The organism is Pseudomonas sp. B21-048 (assembly GCF_024748615.1).
Lineage (GTDB): Bacteria > Pseudomonadota > Gammaproteobacteria > Pseudomonadales > Pseudomonadaceae > Aquipseudomonas.
This window is the reverse complement of sequence record NZ_CP087168.1, coordinates 3270558-3293867: the sequence shown is the minus strand read 5'-3', so window position 1 is coordinate 3293867 and position 23310 is coordinate 3270558. Positions and strand designations below refer to the sequence as shown.

Annotated in this window: 15 protein-coding genes and 1 tRNA gene; 9 read left to right on the top strand and 7 right to left on the bottom strand. The window is 58.3% G+C overall.

Going from position 1 to position 23310, the window contains the following annotated elements; genetic code table 11:
- Window positions 1-24: 24 nt before the first annotated feature.
- From LOY56_RS15340 to LOY56_RS15315, 6 genes are all read right to left on the bottom strand, one after another.
- Window positions 25-1047: an ABC transporter permease gene (locus LOY56_RS15340; protein ID WP_258615280.1), complete on the bottom strand. Its 1023-nt coding sequence runs from the start codon at window positions 1045-1047 to the stop codon at window positions 25-27.
- Window positions 1047-2108 carry a microcin C ABC transporter permease YejB gene (locus LOY56_RS15335; protein WP_258615278.1) on the bottom strand — a complete coding sequence of 354 codons (1062 nt, stop codon included), beginning with the start codon at window positions 2106-2108 and terminating at the stop codon, window positions 1047-1049. Before LOY56_RS15335 ends, LOY56_RS15340 begins: the two co-directional genes overlap by 1 nt.
- Window positions 2108-3976 carry an extracellular solute-binding protein gene (locus LOY56_RS15330; RefSeq protein WP_258615277.1) on the bottom strand — a complete coding sequence of 623 codons (1869 nt, stop codon included), beginning with the start codon at window positions 3974-3976 and terminating at the stop codon, window positions 2108-2110. The genes LOY56_RS15335 and LOY56_RS15330 overlap by 1 nt, the downstream gene beginning before the upstream one ends.
- A gap of 136 nt (window positions 3977-4112) precedes the next feature.
- Window positions 4113-4394: a peptidylprolyl isomerase gene (locus LOY56_RS15325; RefSeq protein WP_007898306.1), complete on the bottom strand. Its 282-nt coding sequence runs from the start codon at window positions 4392-4394 to the stop codon at window positions 4113-4115.
- Window positions 4395-4530: 136 nt separating this feature from the next.
- Window positions 4531-5412 carry a triacylglycerol lipase gene (locus tag LOY56_RS15320; protein ID WP_258615276.1) on the bottom strand — a complete coding sequence of 294 codons (882 nt, stop codon included), beginning with the start codon at window positions 5410-5412 and terminating at the stop codon, window positions 4531-4533.
- A gap of 298 nt (window positions 5413-5710) precedes the next feature.
- A complete protein-coding gene (locus LOY56_RS15315) occupies window positions 5711-6790 on the bottom strand; it encodes a 3-deoxy-7-phosphoheptulonate synthase (RefSeq protein WP_258615274.1) in 1080 nt (359 codons plus the stop codon).
- A 742-nt stretch (window positions 6791-7532) separates the two neighbouring features.
- Between LOY56_RS15315 and LOY56_RS15310 the strand changes: the two genes are divergently transcribed.
- The 6 genes from LOY56_RS15310 (at window position 7533) to LOY56_RS15285 (ending at window position 12606) form a co-directional block, all read left to right on the top strand.
- Window positions 7533-7976: a GNAT family N-acetyltransferase gene (locus tag LOY56_RS15310; RefSeq protein WP_258615272.1), complete on the top strand. Its 444-nt coding sequence runs from the start codon at window positions 7533-7535 to the stop codon at window positions 7974-7976.
- A 127-nt stretch (window positions 7977-8103) separates the two neighbouring features.
- Window positions 8104-8745 carry a UvrY/SirA/GacA family response regulator transcription factor gene (gene uvrY / locus LOY56_RS15305; RefSeq protein ID WP_008015884.1) on the top strand — a complete coding sequence of 214 codons (642 nt, stop codon included), beginning with the start codon at window positions 8104-8106 and terminating at the stop codon, window positions 8743-8745.
- 2 nt (window positions 8746-8747) lie between these two features.
- Window positions 8748-10571 (top strand): excinuclease ABC subunit UvrC, encoded by a 1824-nt coding sequence (uvrC, locus tag LOY56_RS15300; protein WP_258615270.1) that lies wholly within the window; start codon window positions 8748-8750, stop codon window positions 10569-10571.
- A 33-nt stretch (window positions 10572-10604) separates the two neighbouring features.
- Window positions 10605-11165 carry a CDP-diacylglycerol--glycerol-3-phosphate 3-phosphatidyltransferase gene (gene pgsA / locus LOY56_RS15295; protein ID WP_007896267.1) on the top strand — a complete coding sequence of 187 codons (561 nt, stop codon included), beginning with the start codon at window positions 10605-10607 and terminating at the stop codon, window positions 11163-11165.
- Window positions 11166-11228: 63 nt separating this feature from the next.
- Window positions 11229-11304, top strand: a tRNA-Gly gene (locus tag LOY56_RS15290).
- Window positions 11305-11535: 231 nt separating this feature from the next.
- Entirely contained in the window at window positions 11536-12606 is a 1071-nt protein-coding gene (locus LOY56_RS15285) for an integrase arm-type DNA-binding domain-containing protein (RefSeq protein ID WP_309474859.1), read from the top strand.
- Between the two features lie 99 nt (window positions 12607-12705).
- On the opposite strand, the gene LOY56_RS15280 is transcribed toward LOY56_RS15285, so the two are convergent.
- Complete coding sequence (locus LOY56_RS15280; protein ID WP_258615268.1) at window positions 12706-13311, bottom strand: ATP-dependent Clp protease proteolytic subunit; 606 nt, start codon at window positions 13309-13311, stop codon at window positions 12706-12708.
- A 436-nt stretch (window positions 13312-13747) separates the two neighbouring features.
- Here LOY56_RS15280 and LOY56_RS15275 point away from each other — a divergent pair, with 436 nt between their 5' ends.
- The 3 genes from LOY56_RS15275 to LOY56_RS15265 are packed head-to-tail and all read left to right on the top strand — an operon-like array spanning window position 13748 to window position 23309.
- Complete coding sequence (locus tag LOY56_RS15275) at window positions 13748-20827, top strand: non-ribosomal peptide synthetase (RefSeq protein WP_258615266.1); 7080 nt, start codon at window positions 13748-13750, stop codon at window positions 20825-20827.
- A complete protein-coding gene (locus LOY56_RS15270) occupies window positions 20824-21984 on the top strand; it encodes an NAD(P)/FAD-dependent oxidoreductase (RefSeq protein ID WP_258615264.1) in 1161 nt (386 codons plus the stop codon). The genes LOY56_RS15275 and LOY56_RS15270 overlap by 4 nt, the downstream gene beginning before the upstream one ends.
- On the top strand, window positions 21984-23309 hold the full coding sequence (locus LOY56_RS15265) for a condensation domain-containing protein (protein WP_258615260.1): 1326 nt from the start codon (window positions 21984-21986) through the stop codon (window positions 23307-23309). The genes LOY56_RS15270 and LOY56_RS15265 overlap by 1 nt, the downstream gene beginning before the upstream one ends.
- Window position 23310 lies beyond the last annotated feature (1 nt).

Here is a 23310-nt window from a genome sequence, read left to right as displayed (position 1 = left end):
ACCAGTCCGTGTCATGGTTGTCGATCAAGAGCGTGGATCAAAGGCATCACGCAACGCCTCGCCAATGAACACCAGTAAAGAAAGAATCAACGCCAGGGTGAAAAACGCCGTCAGCCCCAACCACGGTGCTTGCAGGTTCTGCTTGCCTTGACCGATCAATTCGCCCAGGGACGCACTGCCGGCGGGCATGCCGAAACCGAGGAAATCCAGCGCCGTGAGGGTGGAAATCGCCCCGGTCAAAATGAACGGCAAATAACTCAGGGTGGCGTTCATCGCGTTGGGCAGAATGTGCCGCACGATCACCTTGCGATCGGTCAGGCCCAGCGCACGGGCGGCCTTGACGTATTCCAGGTTGCGCCCGCGCAGGAACTCGGCGCGCACCACGTCTACCAGCGCCAGCCAGGAAAACAACGCCATGATCCCCAGCAGCCACCAGAAATTCGGCTCGACGAACCCCGACAGAATGATCAGCAGGTACAGCACCGGCAACCCCGACCAGACTTCCAGCAAGCGCTGACCAAGCAGGTCGACCCAGCCACCGTAATAGCCTTGCAGCGCACCGGCAGCGATGCCGATCAGCGCGCTGATGAAGGTCAGTGCCAGCGCGAACAGAATCGACACCCGCGCGCCGAAAATCACCCGGGCCAATACGTCCCGGGCCTGATCGTCGGTACCCAGCCAGTTGACCTTCGACGGCGGGCTTGGCGCGGGTTGGTTGAGATCGTAATTGGGCGTGTCGTCGCTGAACGGGATCGGTGGGAACAGTATCCAACCGCCATCCTTGTGGATCAGCTTCTGTACGTAATCGCTGCGGTAGTCGGCCTGGAATGGCAATGGCCCACCAAATTCCTGCTCGGTGTGGCGTTTGAGCGCCGGGAAATACAGCGAGCCCTGATAACTGACCATCAGCGGTTTGTCGTTGGCGATCAACTCGCCGCCCAGGGTCAGCAGGAACAGGCCGATAAACAACCACAGCGACCACCAGCCCCGGCGGTTTTTCTTGAAACGGTCGAAACGGCGACGCCCCAATGGGGAGAGCTTGAACATCAGGCGTTCCTCGCGGCGAAGTCGATACGTGGGTCGACCAGGGTGTAACAGAGGTCGCCAATGATTTTTATCAGCAGTCCGAACAAAGTGAAAATGAACAGCGAGCCGAATACCACCGGATAGTCCCGTGACACCGCAGCTTCGTAACTCATGCGACCTAACCCGTCGAGCGAGAAGATCACTTCGATCAGCAGCGATCCGGCGAAAAATACGCTGATGAAGGCCTGCGGAATTCCCGACACCACCAGCAGCATGGCATTGCGAAACACATGGCCGTAAAGCACCCGGCGTTCGCTCAAGCCCTTGGCCCGGGCGGTGACTACATACTGGCGGGTGATTTCATTGAGGAAGGAGTTTTTGGTGAGAATGGTCAGCGTCGCGAAACCGCCGATCACCAGTGCCGTCACCGGTAGCACCAGGTGCCAGAAGTAATCGGTGATTTTGCCCAGGGTCGACAGTGACTCGAAATTGTCCGAGACCAGGCCGCGCACCGGAAACCAGTTCAATGAGGTGCCACCGGCGAAGACCACAATCAGGAACATCGCGAACAGGAACGCCGGCATGGCGTAACCGATGATGATCGCGGTGCTGCTCCAGATATCGAAATGGCTGCCATGGTGTACAGCCTTGCGGATGCCCAGAGGGATCGACACCAGGTAGGTGATCAACGTCGCCCAGAGCCCGAGGGAAATGGTTACCGGCATTTTTTTCAGAATCAGGTCGGTGACCGTGGCACCACGGAAAAAGCTCTTGCCGAAGTCCAGGCGAGCGTAGCTCTTGAGCATCAGCCACAGGCGTTCTGGTGCTGGCTTGTCGAAGCCGTATTGTTTTTCGATCTCTTTGATTAACTGCGGGTCGAGCCCACGACTGGCACGGGAACTGCCTTGCAGGGCTTCGCTGGAACCGCCACCGACACTCGCACCGCCGATGCCTTGCAGCTTCGCGATGGCCTGTTCCACCGGACCGCCCGGTGCGGCCTGGACGATCACGAAATTGACCAGAAGAATGATCACCAGTGTCGGAATGATCAGCAGCAGGCGCCGCAGTACGTAAGCCCACATCAGTGCGGCCCTCCGGGTTTTCCGCGTTTGATGAGCTCGGCGGCCATCTGTTGGTTGGTCAAGGGGGTGGAGCTCACTTCCCACCAACTCTCGATGGCTTCGTCATTGCTCGCTTGCACAGAGGGAATGCCGAAGCGGTTCCACCACACGGTCGAGCTGCCTGGCGGGTAATAATTGGGAATCCAATAGAAATTCCATTGCAGGACGCGGTCCAGGGCATGGGCGTAGCGCAGCATGTCAGCCTGGGTGGTGGCGCGAACCAGGCCGTTGATCAGCGTATCGACCGCGGGGTTCTTCAGCACCATGTAGTTGTTGGAACCGGGATCGTTGGCCGCCGCCGAGCCAAAGTAGTTGTACAGCTCGTTACCCGGCGAAGTGGTGACCGGGTAGCCGGTGACGATCATGTCGTAGTCCCGGGACATCAGGCGGTTTATGTATTGGGAGGCGTCGATGCGGCGAATATTCAGGTCGATGCCGATTTGTTTCAGGGTGCGCTTATAAGGCAGTAGCAGTCGGTCCATGCCGTTCTGGCTGATCAGGAAGGTGAAGCTCAGCGGTTGACCTTGGGCATTGACCAGTTGATCGCCATCGGGTTTCCAGCCGGCCTGTTCCAGCAAGTCCAGGGCCTGCAACTGTTTGTCGCGAATCACGCCGCTGCCATCGGTTTTCGGCGCTTCAAAGACCTGAGTGAAGACTTCGTCGGGGATCTGCCCGCGCAACGGTTCGAGAATCGCCCGTTCACCCGCGTCCGGCAATTGCCGGGCGGCCAGGTCAGTGTTGGAAAAGTAGCTCTGTTGGCGGATGTACATCTCGCGCATCATCTGCCGGTTGCTCCATTCGAAATCCCAGAGCATGGCCAGGGCCTGGCGCACACGGCGGTCCTGGAACATCGGGTTTTGCAGATTGAACACAAAGCCTTGGGCCGATTGTGGTGCTTGCGTTGCCAAGTGCGCCTTTTGCAGGCGACCGTCGCTCAGGGCCGGGCTGTCATAGCCGATGGAATAGGCGGTGGCGGAGAATTCGCGGTTGTAGTCGTAGGCCCCGCCACGCAGCACCTGACGGGCGACGTCGGTGTCGCCGAAGTACTCGATGCTGAAATGATCGAAGTTGTACAGGCCGCGGCTGACCGGTAAATCCTTGCCCCACCAGTCGGCGTTACGCTCGAAGGTGATACTGCGCCCGGAATCGACCTTGCTCACGCGGTACGGCCCGCTGCCCAGCGGCGGCTCGTAACCACCGCCGTTGGCGAAGTCGCGGGTTTTCCACCAGTGTTCGGGAAACACCGGCAAGGTCGCGAGGTCGAGGGGCAGGGTGCGGTTTTCGTTGCTTTTGAAGTCGAACCGAACGGTAAGGGGTGACTCCACTTCGACGCCTTTGACGTCGGCGAATTGCGTGCGAAAGCGCAGGCTGCCCTGGGTCATCAGCAAGTTGAAGGTGTAACGCACGTCTTCGGCGGAGATCGGTTTGCCGTCGGCGAAACGGGCCTTCGGATTCAGATAGAAACGCAGGGACAAACCATCGTCGGAACGCTCCATCTGTTGGGCCACCAGGCCGTAAACGGTATAGGGCTCGTCCAGCGAGCGCTGGGCCAGGGGCGAGTAGATCAAGCCGTCGATCTGCGTGACACCCGTGCCCTTGTCAATGTACGGCAGCATATGGTCGAAATGACCGATTTCCATCGTCGAGCGACGCATCGTACCGCCCTTGGGCGCTTGCGGGTTGGTGTAGGCGAAATGGCTGAAGCCAGCGGGATACTTCGCCGGTTCACCGTACACGGTCAAGGCCTGTTGCGGTGCAGCGTTCACACCGGCGGCGCCCAATAACAGGGCCACGGCAGTGAACAACAAAGTGGGGGAAGCCAGTCGCATTGTCAGCCTTAGAGCCGGGTGGTTGATAACCACAATTTGTACGCTAGCGGCGCGTCCCTCGCCAGCCGTATCACGTAACGAAAACACAACGGCCCGCCAAAAGGCGGGCCGTTATGTAGCAAACTCAAAGCGTTGATCAGTCCTGACGGCTGGTCACTTCCAGCAGGTGATAACCGAACTGGGTCTTGACCGGGCCTTGCACCACGTTGATCGGTGCACTGAAGACCACGGTGTCGAATTCCTTGACCATCTGGCCTGGACCGAACGAACCCAGATCACCGCCCTGGCGGCTGGACGGGCAGCTGGAGTTGGCTTTAGCGACTTCGGCGAAGTCGGCACCGGCCTCGATTTGGGCTTTGAGTTCGTTGCACTTTTCTTCGCTGGAAACCAGGATGTGACGGGCAGTGGCTTTGGCCATGGGAAAATACTCCATTCAGTGTTCAATAAAATGCGGAGCCTACCGGATTCAGTGGGCTATTTCTCTCTCAAAGTTCCATCGATGTCAGTTCCGTCAATATCCGTTCCGTGTATATCGCATGGCATCAAGGCATTGCTTAAAGGCCGGCTTTTTTCAAGCGTTCGGCATGTTGTACATACAGAGCGGTGGGATCGATGCCCTGGCGGACCTGACCGGTTGTCTGGCTGAGGCTGTCCAGATGATCCAGCGGATAGTCCGAACGGATCACTTTGCCTAAATGGGAGCTGAATCGGCCAACCAAGCCATCATTTTGCTCCGCTTCGGTGGTGAAGTAGTGGGAGAAAGCCCGGAGAAACCCGTGCAGCGGATTGAGTGCAGGGTGCGCCTCATCGAGAATGTTTCCCTGCAAGGTGCCGCTCCAGGAATAGTAGTGCACGCCGTTCACCGCATCGCGCCCCTTGCCGCCCCAGGTTTTCGGCAGTCCTTGAGGGTACTTGTCGTTGAATGCGCCAACGCCTTCGGTGGTCAGTGCATTGAGTGCGGCAATGGCATTCTGCGGCAGGTGCCTGTTGCCACTGAGCAGCGACAGGAAGTCGGCGAACAGGGTCGCCACCGCCCCAGCGACATGCTCCGGCAGTCGCCCGGGCGTCAGCGCCTTGCGCAGGTAATCGGCCAGTTCCGAGCCATGGTTCGGCCCGCTGACCGATGTCACCGAGGCGACCGACTCGGGTGCCAGCGCTCCCGCATACCGTGCAGCCAGGGCACCCTGACTGTGACCGATCAAATTGACTTTGCTTGCACCGGTTCCTTGCAATACCCGGTCGATCTGCGCCAGCAGTTGTTCGCCGCGGGTTTCATTGCTGTGGGTGGCTGACAGATGCGGGATGAAAACCCTCGCACCGGCACTTCTCAGGGCCAGTTTGACGTCATGGAACAGTTCCAGATTGCCGATGCGATCGAAGCCGAAAAGCCCGTGGACCAGCAGGATCGGATAGTGAGTGGTTGCATTCCGTAGCATGTGCATTCCTTTTTCGCAGTGGGTCAGGTGTGTGCTCAAAGGGGCACTCTAAAGCACCCGACCTGCTCGGCGATGTATGAAAAAGCCGCTGTAACCTGGTGAAAACGGAATAGAAATAGTACGAAAGTTCAGATGAACATGAGGTATTGGTCGGAATATCTGGACATCTTTTTATACGGAGCGGGGCGCTTTATTGCGATGGCCTACTTTGGAAACGTCATTTGCCTGCTTGGCGCGTCTGCGTCCAGCCATCCAGTCCTCGCTTGAGGACGGGATGGAATCGCATCGGTCAAGACGGTTATTGTTCCCTGCGTGGCGCCCGAAGTCGCTCGGCTGCCTGCAGCAACAGTTGCTCCGTTGCGGACCAGCCAAGGCAGCCATCCGTCACCGATACCCCGTAGCGCAGCGAGGGGCTCAACGGCTGGCAGCCTTCGACCAGATGGCTTTCAATCATCATGCCGACCAGCGAGCGATTACCGTGCAGGCGCTGTTCAAGCACGTCGTTGAACACAGCGGGCTGACGTAATGGATCTTTACCGCTGTTGGCATGGCTGCAGTCGACCATGATCCGCGCCGGGATTTTGAGCTTGGTCAAATCGCCGTGCACCTGGGCAATGCTATCGCGGTCGTAGTTTGGCCCGCGATGGCCGCCACGCAGCACCAGATGGGTGTCGGGGTTGCCCGGTGTCTGGATAATCGCAGGATGCCCTTGGCTATCGACACCGAAATGGCGATGCGGATGGGCGGCCGAGCGCATGGCATCGCTGGCGACAGCCACTCCGCCATCGGTGCCGTTCTTGAACCCTACCGGCATATTCAGGCCGCTGGCCATTTCCCGGTGAATCTGTGATTCGGTGGTACGGGCACCAATCGCGACCCAGCTCAGCAGGTCGTCGAAGTAGCCCGCAGCCATGGGTTGCAGCAGCTCGGTGGCAATGGGTAAGCCCAGTTGGAGCATGTCGCGCATCAATTCGCGGGACAGCGTCAGGCCGCCTGCCATGTCGTCGCTGCCATCCAGATGCGGGTCATAGGCCAGGCCTTTCCAGCCGACCGTGGTGCGGGGTTTTTCGACGTAGGCGCGCATCACCAGCAGCATTTCATCGCTGACTTGTGCAGACAGAGGGGCTAGGTGGGCGGCGTATTCGAGGGCTGAACGGGGATCGTGAATCGAGCAGGGGCCGACGATGACCAGCAGACGGGAGTCTTCACCGTTGAGGATCGCGCGAACCGCCTGACGGTGGTCGGCGACTTGCCGGGTCAGGGCATTGCTGAGGGGTAATTGCTGTTTGAGCTGCAATGAGCTGGGCAGACGAACAGTCAGCGCTTCATTGGCAGGGCTCAGGGTGGACAGCGGCGGAGCAGAGACGGACGAGTTCATATTCGGGCTTCCTGGGCTGGCGGCGGGTTGTTCCCGCGCGCTCGGCCCTACTGGGGTGTTCGACAATTGGCCGGATTGGCCGCGTGTGTGTGCTTGCCACCTGTGGGTGACCGATCGGAGGCGGCAGGCTGTCCCGAGCGGAAGCTGGTAAATCGCCAGGCGGTAAAACTGTCGTGACGGTAATAAGTGGCGTAGTTCATGTCGTGAATCCTCAAATTGTCTGGTTGACGCTAAAAATGTATGCAGCTAAATGCAGGGAGCTGAAAAAACAAAACCCCCGGTCGGGAGGCCGGCCGGGGGTTGAGAATTCTCTGGTGGGCGACCCGTTTAAAGTGGGCGCCGTGTGGGTATCAGGCGCGCCAGTGGCTAAACCAATACCCAAAATAAAAGCTGACTGGAGCACAAACGTCATTCGCCCGGGCAGCCGCAACCGAGCGCGAGGCGCTGGCGGTACGAAGCTGTGAGAGGGCGTTGAGCATGGTCTGTCTCCGATGAATGCGCCGAGCTTACTAGAGCCTGGTATGCGGATTCAATCAGAAAATGCTATCGATGATCACGGGCTTTTCTATCGCTTGAGTCCGTCGTGGGGTGTGACACACTTTGCATTGCGCCGCGGGCGTGTTGAGCACAGAAAACGGCTACGCTCCAGATATCGCACTTTTGTAGGGCGAGCCTTATGGTTGTTGCTCGCCGCAATGCTGACGGCTGGAAAGGGCAAATCGTGGCTGTGGCGGAGGCTTGAATGGGTTTCAAATTGCGTCCGGCAACATCTCTGGACCTGGACTTTGCTCGTGACCTGACTTGTCGAAATATGCTTCGCTATTACATTCAACATGAGCTGTTGTGGCTGGACGAGGCCTTCGATGTCGCCTGGGAGGGACGCGAAAACTGGCTGATTGTGCGTGATGACACGTTGATGGGGTATGTCAGTCTGAGCCGCGACGCCAGAGCCTTGTATATCCGCGAATTGCATTTATTGGAAGCGCACCAGGGGCAGGGCGCCGGTTCCTGGGCGATCGATCAGGTATTTGCCATGGCATGCAAGGAACGGCGCCCGGCATTGCGTTTGACGGTGTTTGAAAATAATCCGGCAAAAATACTTTACGAGAGAAAGGGCCTGAAGGTGGTCGGCAAGGACCAGTGTTTCCTGAGAATGCAGCGTGATATCAATGGGCTGCATCGCTGAAACACACTGGCGGCAAGCCTCGCCAGAAGAATTGATACTTTTTATATGTTGCTTGCCGCTAGGTCTGCCAGTCGCTTTTTGCTAAGGTGTCCGGCAATCCAATAAGACCAAATCGCGAGGTGTCTGCTTGATTAGGGTGCTAGTAGTCGATGACCATGATCTCGTTCGTACAGGCATTACACGAATGCTGGCTGACATCGATGGCCTGCAAGTAGTCGGTCAGGCCGAGTCGGGAGAGGAATCCCTGCTCAAAGCGCGTGAATTGAAACCCGATGTGGTGCTGATGGACGTCAAGATGCCGGGGATCGGCGGTCTTGAAGCCACGCGCAAGTTATTGCGCAGTCATCCCGATATCAAAGTCGTCGCGGTCACCGTGTGCGAAGAAGATCCATTTCCTACTCGGTTGTTACAGGCAGGTGCCGCAGGTTACCTGACCAAGGGGGCCGGGTTGCCGGAAATGGTCCAGGCCATTCGCCTGGTGTTTGCCGGGCAACGCTACATCAGCCCGCAGATTGCTCAGCAGCTGGCGATCAAATCGTTCCAGCCAACCAATGATTCGCCCTTCGACGCCTTGTCGGAGCGGGAAATCCAGATCGCGTTGATGATTGTCGGCTGCCAGAAGGTGCAGATCATTTCCGACAAACTGTGCCTGTCGCCCAAAACAGTGAATACCTACCGTTACCGAATTTTCGAGAAGCTTTCGATCAGCAGCGATGTCGAGTTGACGCTGTTGGCGGTTCGTCACGGCATGGTTGATGCCAGCCTCTGAAAATGAATGAAATCTTTGATCCAAGTGCTTTTCTGTCGACGGTCAGTGGGCGGCCGGGCGTCTATCGCATGTTCGACAGCGATGCGCGCCTGCTGTATGTCGGCAAAGCCAAAAATCTCAAGAAGCGTTTGGCGAGCTACTTCCGCAAAGCCGGTCTTGCCCCCAAAACCGCCGCGCTGGTGGGCCGTATCGCCCAGGTCGAAACCACCATCACGGCCAACGAAACCGAAGCCTTGCTGCTTGAGCAGACGCTGATCAAGGAATGGCGCCCGCCGTACAACATCCTGCTGCGCGACGACAAATCCTACCCTTATGTCTTTCTCTCGGACGGCCAGTTCCCACGCTTGAGCATTCATCGGGGGGCGAAAAAGGCCAAGGGTAAATATTTCGGCCCTTATCCCAGCGCAGGGGCGATTCGCGAAAGCCTGAGTCTGCTGCAAAAGGCTTTTTTTGTTCGTCAGTGCGAAGACAGCTTCTACAAGAACCGCGCCCGACCTTGTCTGCAATACCAGATCAAGCGCTGCAAGGCGCCGTGTGTGGGTCTGGTGGAGCCCGAGGTGTATGCCGAAGATGTACGCCACTCGGTGATGTTTCTTGAAGGTCGCAGCAATGCCCTGGCGGACGAGTTGTCCGCGGCCATGGAGGAGGCAGCGATCAACCTCGAGTTCGAGCGCGCCGCCGAGCTGCGTGACCAGATCTCATTGCTGCGTCGGGTCCAGGACCAACAGAGCATGGAAGGCGGGACGGGCGATGTCGATGTGATTGCGGCATTCGTCAATCCAGGTGGCGCCTGCGTGCATTTGATCAGCGTGCGCGGTGGCAGGGTGCTGGGGAGCAAGAACTTCTTTCCGCAGGTGGGTATTGAGGAAGACGTTTGCGAAGTCATGGCCGCGTTTCTCGGCCAATACTTTATCAGCAGTCCCGAGCGCGACTTGCCGAGCGAATTGATCGTCAACGTGGTTCATGAAGACTTTCCGACTCTGATCGCCGCCATCGAAGAGCTGCGCGGTCGCGAATTGACCATCAGCCATCGAGTACGCGGCACCCGAGCGCGCTGGCAGCAACTGGCGGTCACCAATGCCGAGCAAGCGCTGGGCGCGCGTCTGGCTAACCGGCAACACGTTGCGGCACGTTTCGATGCCCTGGCCGAAGTGTTGAGCCTGGACGAGCCGCCGCAACGTCTCGAGTGTTATGACATCAGCCATTCCAGCGGCGAGGCGACGGTGGCCTCCTGTGTAGTGTTCGGCCCGGAAGGTCCGATCAAATCCGACTACCGCCGCTACAACATTGAAGGCGTTACGCCGGGCGATGACTATGCCGCGATGCATCAGGCCCTGACCCGACGCTTTAGCAAATTGAAGGACGGGGAGGGCAAGTTGCCGGACATCCTGCTGGTCGACGGCGGTAAAGGTCAGCTGTCCATGGCGCGTGACGTGCTTAACGAGCTGGCCGTGCCAGACCTGATTCTGCTGGGCGTGGCCAAGGGCGCGACGCGCAAGGCCGGTTTCGAAACCCTGTACCTCAATGACGCAGCCCATGAATTCACCTTGCGCGGCGATTCCCCCGCGCTGCATTTGATCCAGCAGATACGCGACGAAGCCCACCGTTTCGCCATTACCGGGCACCGCGCACGTCGCGGGAAAACTCGCCGCACGTCCACGCTTGAGGGCGTTGCCGGTGTCGGACCGACACGTCGACGCGATTTGTTGAAACATTTTGGTGGATTGCAGGAGCTGTCTCGTGCCAGCATCGAAGAGATCGCCAAAGCACCCGGGATCAGTAAAAAGCTCGCAGAGTTGATTTATGCAAATCTGCACAGCGAGTAGAATGCCCAACTCACCTCGTAGCCAGTTGTGTCGATGAATATCCCTAATCTGATTACCGTTCTACGCGTCCTGCTCATCCCGATCTTCATTTTGCTGTTTTACTTGCCTTACCACTGGAGCTATCTGGCGTCTGCCTCGGTTTTTGCATTTGCCGCCGCGACCGACTGGCTGGACGGGTATCTGGCCCGTCGTCTGGAACAAAGCACACCGTTCGGGGCCTTCCTCGATCCTGTTGCGGACAAGCTGATGGTCGCCGTTGCCCTGGTCCTGCTGGTGCAGGAGCATGGCAACCTGTGGCTCACGCTGCCGGCCGCCGTCATTATCGGTCGCGAAATTGTCGTCTCGGCACTGCGCGAGTGGATGGCCGAACTCGGTGCTCGCGCCCATGTAGCAGTGTCGAACCTGGGCAAATGGAAAACCGCCGCGCAAATGCTGGCGCTGGTGATCCTGCTGGCCAATCCGTCGAGTTTCAGCTTCTGGGTCCTCATGGGCTACGCCTTGCTGCTCGTGTCCGCTGGCCTGACGTTATGGTCCATGGTCCAATACTTACGGGCTGCCTGGCCGCATCTGAAGACCGACGTGGAAAAGAAATAAAACTTTTTTGAATCAAGGGGTTGACGGGGCATCTGGATTCTATAGAATGCGCCTCACCAAGACGCGGGAATAGCTCAGTTGGTAGAGCACGACCTTGCCAAGGTCGGGGTCGCGAGTTCGAGTCTCGTTTCCCGCTCCAGATGTTGATCTACAGATGTCTACTGAGATCTGTAAGTCATTGAAAATAGAGGCTTCGGCCTCTTTTTTCGTTCCAGCGAATTCTACCGAAAACCACCCCCAGCCACACTTTTTTTGTACATTAGAACGTACATCGAAATGCGGGCTCGAAAGGTGCCAGTTTTCAGATAGATAAAGCATTGCTGGAACCCGTACATCTCTCCTCAATCGATCGAGACGAGGAGATGTACGCATGCCTTTGACTGATACGGCCGTTCGCAACGCAAAAAATTTCGGAAAAAATTACAGCCTCAGGGACATGGACGGCTTGCACCTGTTCGTCAGCTCGAAGGGTGCCAAGAGCTGGCATTTTCGTTTTACCTGGTTGGGCACGCCGGCTCGAATCTCCTTGGGGATGTATCCGGAGTTAAGTCTCAAAGATGCTCGCTCGGCTCGCGACAATGCCCGTTCCCTTGTCGCAAAGGGCATCGATCCTCGGGCCGCTCGGAGAGAGGATCGTCTTATCGCTTTGGCTGCGGACGAGAACTCCTTCGCAGCAGTCTTTCTTGCCTGGCGAACCTTCAAGGCGGTTACGCTGAAGCTCGGACGCCAAACCTCGCTTTCTCAGATTGATCGCATCTTTGCCAAAGACGTGTTGCCTTTGCTTGGCCCTCTACCTATTGCCGAGATTTCTCGTCCGCACTTGATCGAATTGCTGCGCAGAATTGAGAGTCGACAGGCGTTCACTACCGCGGAAAAATGCCGGACCTGGTTCAACCAATTGTTCCGCTATGCCATGGTTGAAAAGGGACTGATGACCAATCCCTCAGCAGATCTCGATATTGTCGCCGTTCCCAAGCCGCCGGTGACAAATAACCCCTATCTGCTCATGGAAGACCTTCCTGTCTTCCTGCAAAAATTGCGGCATTACGGTGGTAGCAAGGCGACTGTTTTGGGTTTGCGCTTGCTGTTCCTAACCGGCGTGCGAACAGGCGAATTGCGATTAGCTGAGCCTGACCAGTTTGACTTGGATCGAGGGATTTGGACTATCCCGGCGGTGATTGTTAAGCAGTTGCAGGTGCGATTGCGCAAGGAGGGTAGCAACAAGGTTCCGCCTTATGTGGTTCCGCTTTCACGTCAGGCAATCGCGATCGTCCGGGAGTTGCTCAAGCTCAGGCGTCCAGCACAGCGCTATTTACTGCCCCATCGCAGTGATCTGTCAAAACGGATCAGCGAGAACACCCTCAACGTAGCGCTCAAGCGCATGGGCTATGAAACCCACATGGAATCAAACCATAAGCGGCCCCGGGCAGTCCTGCGGTGAAAGTGCCGAGCTTGGCACGGGATAGGAAAAACTAACCCCCTGGTACGCAGTACGAGACAGGTTCCGCCCGAGGCGTGGGGGCTACTCGACTCTGTACAATCAGGAGACTGGTCGCGCGATCTCTTTTTCCGACACGATGATCTTGTTCACCAAGCCGTACTCCAGTGCTTCCTCAGCATTGAGCCAAAAGTCGCGCTCGGTGTCGGCACTAATTTTTTCTGCCGTTTGCCCAGTCGCGTGGGCGAATATTTTGTCCAGGCGCTTTTTCATCCTGACAATTTCATTCATGTAAATCTCAACGTTGCTAGCTGGCCCTTGAAAGCCACCAGACGGTTGATGCAGCAGAAACCGAGTGTTTGGGAGTGAGTAACGATTTTCTTTTTCGGCTGCCGCGTAAATCAGTGCGCCCGCGCTCGCGACGCTGCCAGAGCCAATCATTACCACCGTCGGGGCAATAAAACGAATGGCGTCGAAGATCATGTCGCCCGATTCAACATGCCCACCCGGCGAGTTGATGAAGACGTAAATCGGATCATCGTTAATGGACGCAAGGATGTGCAGTTGTTGCACAACGTCCTTGGCCATCCGCTCATCCACTACTCCCGTGATGAATACCTTGCGAGCCTTGATCGCATATTCCATCAGTTTGGCGCTGACGGCGCCCTGTTGCTCCTTGTTGTCCTGCTCTTGTTCGTCGGTATTCATAACGTCTCCCAGACCTGTTCAAAGTTCCATTTTAGGCAAGCCATATCCACGGGCGTGCCTTCTTGCCGAAGGGAGCGTAAGCGGCTCCCGAATCGTAAACCGTTGCGACTTTAGGCGTTGAGCTGGACGTAAGTCAAAGCCTTTAGCGGCACTGGGCGAGAGCCTTGGTTGAGCCATCGATCGCCGAGACTCGCCGTTGGATCTTTCGGGTTTCAGGCAAAGTACAACGCAAAAATATATCTCGCCGTCACGATGGGCAGATTGGAAAAATCATGCGAAGCAAGTTTGCAAAGCAAAAAATTGCTTCTACGCTCGGAATGTTCTTACAAAGACGTGGAAAGTTTTTCCTACTCTTCTGACGGATAAAGTCGTACTCAGGATGAGGACGAGCCCAGGTGCCCGATCGGCATGTTGGCGCATTGCGTGCTTCCACGCCTTGGAGTTTCTTCAAGAGGATACAGGGATGATCCGTACGCCATTATCGCCTTATCAGCGCGATATTTGGGTTGCCGCTGCTCAGCTCCCCGAAAACAATCAGTACACGCTCTTCTGCTACGACCGACTCGTTGGCGAAGTGGATGAAGAGGCTTTGCGCCACGCAATGGTCTCTGTTGCCAGACGCACCGATGCTTTCGGTCTGCGCCTTGGGGAAGAAGACGGTGAACCTTTTCAATGGCTCGCCGACGAGTTGGATATCTCGATAACGACCCTTGACCTTACGCATGAATATGATCCCGACGCTGATGTCCAGGCCTGGTTGTGCAATGCGTTTGGCTTCAGTTACGCCCTGGACGGCAGCCAGTTGGCTGACCTGTTCCTGCTTCGAGCAAGTGATTCAACGTATGTCTATGTCCGTGCGCACCATATTGTTTGCGACGCCTGGGGCTTGCAGTACTTCATGGGTCAGGTGCGTGATGAATACCTGAGATTGACCGCCAATGCGGTGACAGAAACGCAAGCCCAAGCGACATCCTTTTTGGCGGTCATTGAGGCCGACGACTACACGCAATTGGAACAGTACAGGGAAGATCGTGCCTACTTTTCCCAAGTATTGAGTGGGGTCGAGCCTGCCCTGTTCAGTCGCAAGCTGCCTGCCGGCGCGCGGAGTAACGCTCGTCACGCCATCACCCTAGAGCGGTCGCTGCTGGCGACCATCAGAGACCGTGGCGAGTCCCCGTTCCTGTTTTTCAGCGCCGCAATCGCGCTTTATCTGGCCCGTGTGCACCAGCGCGATGAGGTCGTGCTCGGGATTCCGGTACTGAACCGTGCTGACCGCAGGGCCAAGGCAGTGGTTGGGCATTTCGCCAATACTTTGCCGTTGCGCGTCGAGATTACTCCATGCCAACACATCGAGGAGTTTGTTGCGCAATTGCGGCAGAGCATTCGTGCGTTGCTGCGCCATCAGCGTGTGCCGCTGGGGGACGTAGCCAGAGGCTCGGCGCCGTTGTTCGATACCACCATTTCCTATATGCGCTGGCCGAAGGCCGTCTCGATCCCTGGCGTAACCTGTGAAACCGTAGCGCAGACCCATGCTCATGATCAGGATGCACTGGCGATATGGGTGTCGGAGTTCGATGACCACAGTGATGTGCAGGTGGACTTCGAATACGCCTGCGATGTTTTTGATGAAGACTTCACGATGGAAGCGGCCGCGAAGCATATCGAGACGCTTCTGCGTGCGCTGGTGGTAGGCGACGACCAGCAGGCGGTGGACCTTGAGCTGTTATCGGCTCGCGAATACAACGACTTAGTTTATGCGCGCAACACCACCACCATTCCATTTCCCAGCGACACCACATTACCCGAACTGTTTGCCGCACAGGTGGCACGAGCACCGCAACAGACAGCCCTAATTCACTCGGACGGCAGTTGTGCGAGTAACGCCGAGTTGCATCGCCAAGCATCGGCTGTAGCCACCGTGCTTCGGGCCCACGGCGTAGCGCCCGATGACCGGGTCGCAGTAATGATTGAGCGTGGTCGCTACCTGTTGCCGGCTATTCTCGGCATCCAGTTGGCTGGGGCTGCCTACGTGCCCATCGACCCGAAATACCCACTTGATCGAATAGAACTGTTGCTGGAGGATTGCGGTGCCAAGGTCGCCTTGGTACTGGATCTTGCCCTTCCTGCAACGCTCTGTACCGTCCTACAGATGGCAGAGATGCCACTCGCGTCAGACGAACCAGTGTTACCAGTGGCGGCCCCCACAAATTTGGCCTACGTGATTTACACTTCCGGTTCCACCGGTACCCCAAAAGGGGTGATGGTCGAGCACCGCGCAGTCGTGAACCGTTTGTGCTGGATGCAACGCCAGTACCCGATCGACGAGCAGGACGTACTGCTGCAGAAGACGCCGACAGCCTTTGATGTATCCGTCTGGGAACTATTCTGGTGGAGTTTCTCCGGAGCGCGCTTATCTCTGCTGCCGCCCGGGGCGGAGAAGGATCCTCGTGAGGTTCTGCAAACCATACAGCGCGACCGTGTCACCGTGATTCATTTCGTGCCATCCATGTTGTCGGTACTGCTTGACCTGCTGGAAAACGATGTACTGGCTCGGGAGCAGGCACTCAGCTTGCGGCGGGTGTTTTGCAGCGGCGAGGCACTGGCGCTGGCCCAGGCAAACCGCTTCAAGCGGATATTTGGTGAGTTGGTGGCCCTGGTCAACCTCTATGGGCCTACCGAGGCGACCGTCGATGTCTCGGACTTCGTGTGCGCCAGTGATCCCATGCCGCGGGTACCGATCGGGAAACCCATCGATAACATTCAACTGTATGTCTTGGGCAAGGGCTACAAGCCGCAACCTATCGGTGCAGCCGGTGAGCTTTACATTGGGGGTGTCGGCGTTGCGCGGGGGTATTTGAACCGGCCGCAACTGACGCAAGAACGCTTTGTTTGCGACCCGTTCAACCCGGGCGGCAGGCTGTATCGCACAGGTGACCTCGCGCGTTGGCTGGCTGATGGCAACCTGGAATATCTGGGCCGCGGTGATGATCAAGTCAAGATCCGTGGCAACCGGGTCGAGCCCAACGAAGTCCGTGACCATGTAGAGCGCTTGCTAGGCGTCAGGAGCGCTGCCGTAGTGGCCTGCTCTTCACAGGCTCGCGGTACATATCTGGTTGCCTACTACGTGGCAGATACCGAGCAGGATGCCGGGGCATTACGCGCCGGACTCGCGGCGGTAATTCCGGACTTTATGATCCCTGCGTTCTTCGTGCATCTCGATCAGATTCCCCAGACCAGCAACGGTAAACTGGATCGCAACCGTTTGCCATCGCCGCAACGATTGCTGGTAAGCGTTGCGCCACGGACGACGACCGAAACTTTATTGGCGACGGTCTGGGGCGAGGTTTTGGGCGTGTCCGATGTTGGCGTCTATGACGATTTCTACAGTCTGGGCGGCGATTCGATCCTTATGCTTCGCATACGCGCCGAGTCAGAGCGCCAAGGCCTGAGTTTTCAGTTAGCCGACCTGCTGCGCAACCCCACGGTCGCTGGCCTGTCGGAGTACGTGGTAAGGCCGGTCAAGCCCCAGGGCATTGAGCCTTTCGAGCTGGTCTGCGAAGTGGATCGCCCAAGGCTTGAAGGCCTGGAAGATGCCTTCCCGGTCAGCAGGCTGAGCTTGGGCTTGCTGTTTCATTCCAGCCAGCGACTCGAATCGTCGATCTACCACGATGTCTTCCGCTACCGCTTTGAATTGGCGTGGGATGAGTCAGCCTTTCGACGTGCGGTTCACACCGTTGTGCAGCGTTTCCCCGCACTGCGCTCGTCGTTCGACCTGATCGGGTGCACCGAGCCGATGCAGTGCATTCATGGGGAGGCCGCCAGCCAGCTGAAAATTATCGATTTAAGAGGACAGGACAACGCTCAAGCGCAGATCGACCAACACATTCATCAGCGTCGGTTTCACCGCTACGTGGTTAACCAACCGACGTTGTACCTGTTCACGGGGTTTATCAGCGAGAAAGGGCTGGAGCTGGTGTTCAGTTTTCATCACGCGATCCTGGATGGCTGGAGCGTGGCCACGATGATCGCCGCGTGGGTGGCCGCTTACCGTGGCCAGCTCATGACTACCGATACCGCACCCGCACTGGCCAGTTTTGTGCACGAGGAACGTAACGCGCTGGCAGCCAAGGACACCGCGGACTATTGGGCTCGCTTGCTTGATGGCAAGTCCATGACCCGACTCGATGGGTTTCGCGCCCACGAGCCAATCCGGGGTGAAGACACGGTAATGGGCCAATGGGTAGCCTTGCCGGATGAACTATTGACGCAGGTTAAGACTACGGCCGCAAAACGTGCGGTGCCGTTGAAGGCGCTGTTGCTGGCTGCCCACTGCCTGACGCTTCATGTGCTCACGCGTTCGGACACGGTGGTTACTGGTGTGGTAACCCATAGCCGGCCGGACCTGGCTGGCACTGATCAGATGGTGGGTTTGTTTCTCAATACCTTGCCGGTCTGTTCGCTGACGGCGGGGCGAACCTGGTTTGGGATTGTCGATGAGATCGTGCGTCAGGAGCGCGATGGCTACGAGCATCGCCGTTACCCCCTCAGTGCCATTCAGCAAGCCCAAAACGATGTGCTTCATACCGCCTTCAATTTCGTGAACCTGCATGTGCTCGAGTCGTTGCATGAGTTGCGCGACCTTCAGGTCTGGGAAGAGACAAATTTCTCGTTGTTCGTCAGTGCTATCGCCAACCCCGTGGGGGATGGCATGTACCTGCGGGTCGATACCGATGGGCATGCCATAACGCGTGCGCAGGCGGACCTGGTGGGGGTGACATTTGTCGATGTGCTGCGCCGGATGGTCGATACCCCCGATGATGCAGTGGACTTCTCTTTCCTCGCACCGCCACGCGGTGTCACTTCGCTGCCAGAGCCATTGGTGGATGTGGTCACGCAGTTCGAGCGCCAGGTCCGGGCGACACCAGACAGCGGCGCGCTGGCATTCAACGATGAGCATTGGACGTATCGCGAACTGGATCAGGTGTCCCGTTACGTGGCCACTCGTGTGAGAGCCACAGGTGCAAATCCCGGTGCCGCCATTGGCGTAGCGATGAACCGGTCGCCGGAGATGATCGCGGTGATCTGGGGGATTCTGCGGGCCGGGTTGATCTGCGTACCGTTGGATGTGAGTTACCCCGCCCATCGCCTTGCGTTGATCCTGGAGACCGCACAGCCATACAGAGTGGTTGCTCATCCGCAACATGCCGGCGTCGCAGCCAGCGACATTGTCCTGCAAGCCGAGGAGGTGGTAGCGCCTATTGTCACTCAAGCCTACGCCGCCCCAGGCCTGGACGACCTGGCCATGCTGCTGTTTACCTCTGGTTCCACCGGTCGGCCCAAGGGCGTGGAACTGCCTCACAGGATGTGGGCCAACTACACGCAATGGCAGCTGCGGGTTCCCAGTGGTAGGCCGGGGCTGCGCACGTTGCAGTTCGCACCCTTGAGTTTTGACATGTCTTTCCAGGAGATTTTCTCCACCTTGTGTGGCGGGGGGGAACTGCGTCTGGTCTCCAATGAGGAGCGGCTTGATCCAGGCGCGCTGTTGCGTCTGCTTGAGCACCATCAGGTCCAGCGCGCCTTGCTGCCGTTCGTTGCGTTGCAACGGCTGGCCGAGGCATCCAATACCCTGGGCCTGCGGCCACGTGCCCTGCAGGTGGTGGTGTCATCCGGAGAGCAGTTGCGTATCACCGAGGACATACGGGAATTCTGCAGTGCAATGCCGGGCCTGTTGCTGGAGAACCAGTATGGGCCGACCGAGACCCATCAGGTCACGTTCCATTCGTTGACCGGAGATCCGGCGACGTTTCCCGCCCTGCCGCCCATTGGCCAGCCATTGGATGGCGTCGAGATCCAGCTCCTCGACGCTAGCATGCGGCCGGTACCCGTGGGTGTTACCGGTGAAATATACGTGGGCGGTGAGTGCCTGGCCCGTGGTTATCATCGCGCCCCTGAGCTCACCGATGAGCGTTTTATACCGCACCCTTGGCGTGCGGGTGCCAAGCTTTACCGCACCGGCGACCTGGGCCGGGTACTGAGTAACGGCGACGTGGTGTGGCTCGGCCGGGCTGATACGCAGGTCAAGGTGCGCGGCTTCCGTATCGAGCCGGTCGAGGTGGAGCTCGCAATCATGCGACAGGCTGAACACCAGCCGGGCCTTAAGGGTGTTGCCGTGGTCGCCAGAGATCGGGATGGCACCGATGCATTCCTTGCTGCGTTCTTGAGTGGTGACCAGAGCCTGGTCGACATGAGTGATTTGAAAAAGGCGCTGCGAGCGGAGCTGCCGGACTTTATGGTCCCTTCGTTTTTCGTCTGGGTGGATGGCTTCTCGCTGACGCCCAGCGGCAAACGCGACGATGCAGCACTGCGGGCAATACCACTGGCACAAGCAGCATTGGTGGAGTACGAAGCGCCTCGTGATGAATATGAACGCACGATCGCCGAGCTTTTGTCCGAGTTGCTGGATGTGCCGGAGGTCGGCATTCGTGACGACTTCTTCGAACTGGGTGGCACTTCGTTGACTGCAATGCGGTTGGTGCTGACCCTTGAAAAACGGTTCGGTATCGATGTCCCCATTGCTGCCCTGATCGAGGCACCTACCATTGCCGGCTTGGCCGAAAGGCTACGGGGGCGCAACGCTGTGCTGGCGTTTGATCCTTTGGTGCCTATCAGGACCAGCGGCAGCCGTACACCTTTGTTCCTGGTTCATCCCCTGGGCGGGCATGTCTTGTGCTACTTGCCACTGGCCCGCGCTCTTCCAGCCGATATGCCTGTGTATGCCTTGCAAGCGGCAGGCAGCGGCCAGGGCAGCACACCACTGCAGAGCATTGAGGAAATGGCGATGGAATATCTGGTCGCAGTCCGCCGCGTGCAACCGCAAGGCCCGTACGTGCTGGCGGGCTGGTCATTTGGCGGATTCGTCGCCTATGAGATGGCCCGCCAGCTGCGGGCGCTCGATCCTCATTCGGTTGAGCAAGTGATCGTGCTGGACTCGATCACCATCGATCGCGACCGCTTCATGGGGGCAACCGATGATGCCTTGCTGCAGTTCTTCTATTGGGAGCTGGTCTGGTTTGAACGAAGCCACGAGAAAGTCGAGCCGCTGCCGTCTGAACTGAGCCTGGACGAGAAGTTGGACCACATCGTCGAGGGCGCCATCAGTCACGGCGTGCTGCCTGAGGGTACGCCCCGGGCCACGGTGCGGCGCTTGTACGAGCTGTTTCGGGCAAACTGGCGTGCGCTGATGGAATACCGCCCGCCTGTGACCGATTGCGACTTCGCGTTGCTACGCGCCGACGGACCCTTGCCGGCCTCCCTCAAGCCTATGCACGACGCGGCGGGTACGCACTACAACGAGCCGAGCAATGGATGGCGGCATTGGACCACCGGCAACCTCACGGTCATCGATGTGCCGGGTGACCACCTGCTGCTCATGAAGGAGCCGTATGTCGCGTCTGTGGCTGCGGCGATCACCGGGTTGCTTCTCCCTTCTACGCACTCCGACGGAAATCAACCATGACCCGCCAACGCAAGAAAGTCGTGATCATAGGCGCCGGGATCGGCGGGCTGGCGGCTGCTGCCTGCCTGAGCAAGGCAAACTTTGATATTGAGCTGTATGAGCGCGCCAAAGAATTACGCGCGGTGGGTTCCGCCTTGTCGCTGATGCCCAATGCGCTCACAGCGCTTGCCAGGCTTGGGGTGAAACCGGACTTCAAGGAGGCTCAGCCATTCGAGTCGTTGCGCTTTCTCACCCGACGCGGGCGGCCGATCAGGTCGATTGATTTCGGCAGCATGTCGCGCCAGCTCGGCCAACCCAACCTGGCAATCCATCGGGCCAGCCTGCAACAGGCGCTGCTTGAGCAAGTGTCAGACTGCAAGATCGAGTTGGGCGTGACTGCCACAGGCTATGTCGAAGAAGGAGACGGCGTAGTCGTGACCTTCAGCGATGGGCGAGAGGTATACGCCGATATCTTGATTGGTGCCGACGGTTTCAGCTCGGCTATACGCGCCACACTTGCTGGTCCAGAGCGGCCAACCGACTGGCACTACATTATCTGGCGCGCCACGCTTGCATTCAGCCACCCCAAGGTTACCCAAGGGTATGTGGCGCACTATTGGGGGCGCGGGCAACGCTTCGGCCTGGCTGACATCGGCGGCGGCAATGTTTATTGGTGGGGGACCAAGAACATGCCCGCGGAGCAGGCTCAGGACTGGCGTCGTGGCAAGGCCGGTATCCAGCAGTTATATGCAGGTTGGGCCGATGAGGTGCAAGCCGTGATCAGCGCCACTGCAGATCACACGATCACCAGCCTGCCGGCTCAGGACCGTCCATTTCTCGAGCGATGGGGCGCCGGGCCCGTAACGCTGCTAGGCGACGCCGCGCATCCGATGCTCACAAGCCTGGGCCAGGGTGCTGCGATTGCCATTGAGGACGGCGCGGTCCTTGCCCACTGCCTGACCACTATCGACGATTCCCAGGTGGCCCTGCGCGCCTATGAAGATCGTCGACGCGATCGTGCCCGAGCCATGGTCGAAAGCTCGCGGGCGCTGAGTTGCGTGGAGCAGCTGGAACATCCACTGCGCACCTTTGCCCGCGACGTTTACTTTCGCTTTGCTCCAGAGAGCACCTTCACGCGGCAGAACGAGCTGGCGCTGACATTCCCGGGGGTCGAGTGATGACACAGGTTAATCGTCCGCTTTCTGCAGTGGAGCGTTGGTACTGGCTGTGTGATCAGTTCTCGGTGCTGAACGTGATATCCCGGGTACGTGTCCGTGGAGATGTACAGCTCGACGACCTGCGCCGCGGGCTGGATGAGTTGCAAGCTCGCCATCCGCTGCTGCGTGCGAGGATCGAGCATGATGATGGCCTCAATCCTCGATGGTTGCCCTGCGAGCAGCCCATCCCCTTGCGCACTGTGCGCGGTGAGCATGATGAGCAGTGGGTGGATGAAATCAATGCTCGTGAACTGGTGGAACGAGTCGACCCGGACAACGGGCCACTGATCCGCACGGTGCTGGTCAGTGGTGCCAATAACGTGCATGACCTGCTGGTGGTTGTGCCGCATATCATCGCCGATGGCACGACCGTGTTGTCACTGTCCGAACAATGGCTGGTGCTGGCGGCCGATCCTCATGCTCTGCGCTGGACGGCGCGGGTGCTGGCGCCGGCGGAAGACTTGCGGCCCGCGCAGTATGCCGGCGAGCCAGCGGAGCAAAGCCTCACCGCGCAGACCGCAAGCGACCAGGCACTGATGGCGCGGTGCCGACCTAGCCGTGTCGAACCCAGCGTCGCGGTTGCGCTCGACGCACGGCGCACTCGTTTGTTGCACCGAGAACTGGATGAGCAGCAACTTGAGGCCCTCACGCGTGCCTCCCGTGAGCAAGGCACCACGGTGCACGGTGCACTTACCGCCGCCTTGGTGTTGGCTGCCGCACGCGACGCAGATGCGCAGCCGGGCTTCTTTACGGTTGGCTCACCCATCGACTTCCGCAGTGAATTGCAACCTGCCGTACGTAACGATGAGGTAGGCACTTACGTCGCCACTGTTCCATCGGTGGTCGACGCCGCTTTGCCGTTTTGGGACTTGGCCCGTGCCCTTACTACCGACCTCAAACAACGCAAGCAGAAGGGCCATCACTTTAACCTGGTAACACTGGTAGTCGCTGCTGCACCGCTGTCAATGGAGCTCGCTCGTCCGTTCATGGCGTTCATGGAGGCTGAGGGGCCCATCAACCTGTGTTCGTCGAACATCGGGCGTTATCCATTTGCAGACCGCATAGGCAACTGGGAAGTATCCCAGGCGCAGTTTCTGACCGGTATCTCAGTCAACGGTTATTTCGTTGCCACCATCAACAGCAGCCACGGTCGGCTGTTCTGGAATTTTACCCACATCGACGAAGCCATCCCGGCCAATCGCGCACAGTGCCTGGCTGACGAATGCGTGCGCGAACTGCTATGTGCCCTTGATCAGCCGCCCCGATCCGTTCCTGAGGAGCAATGAC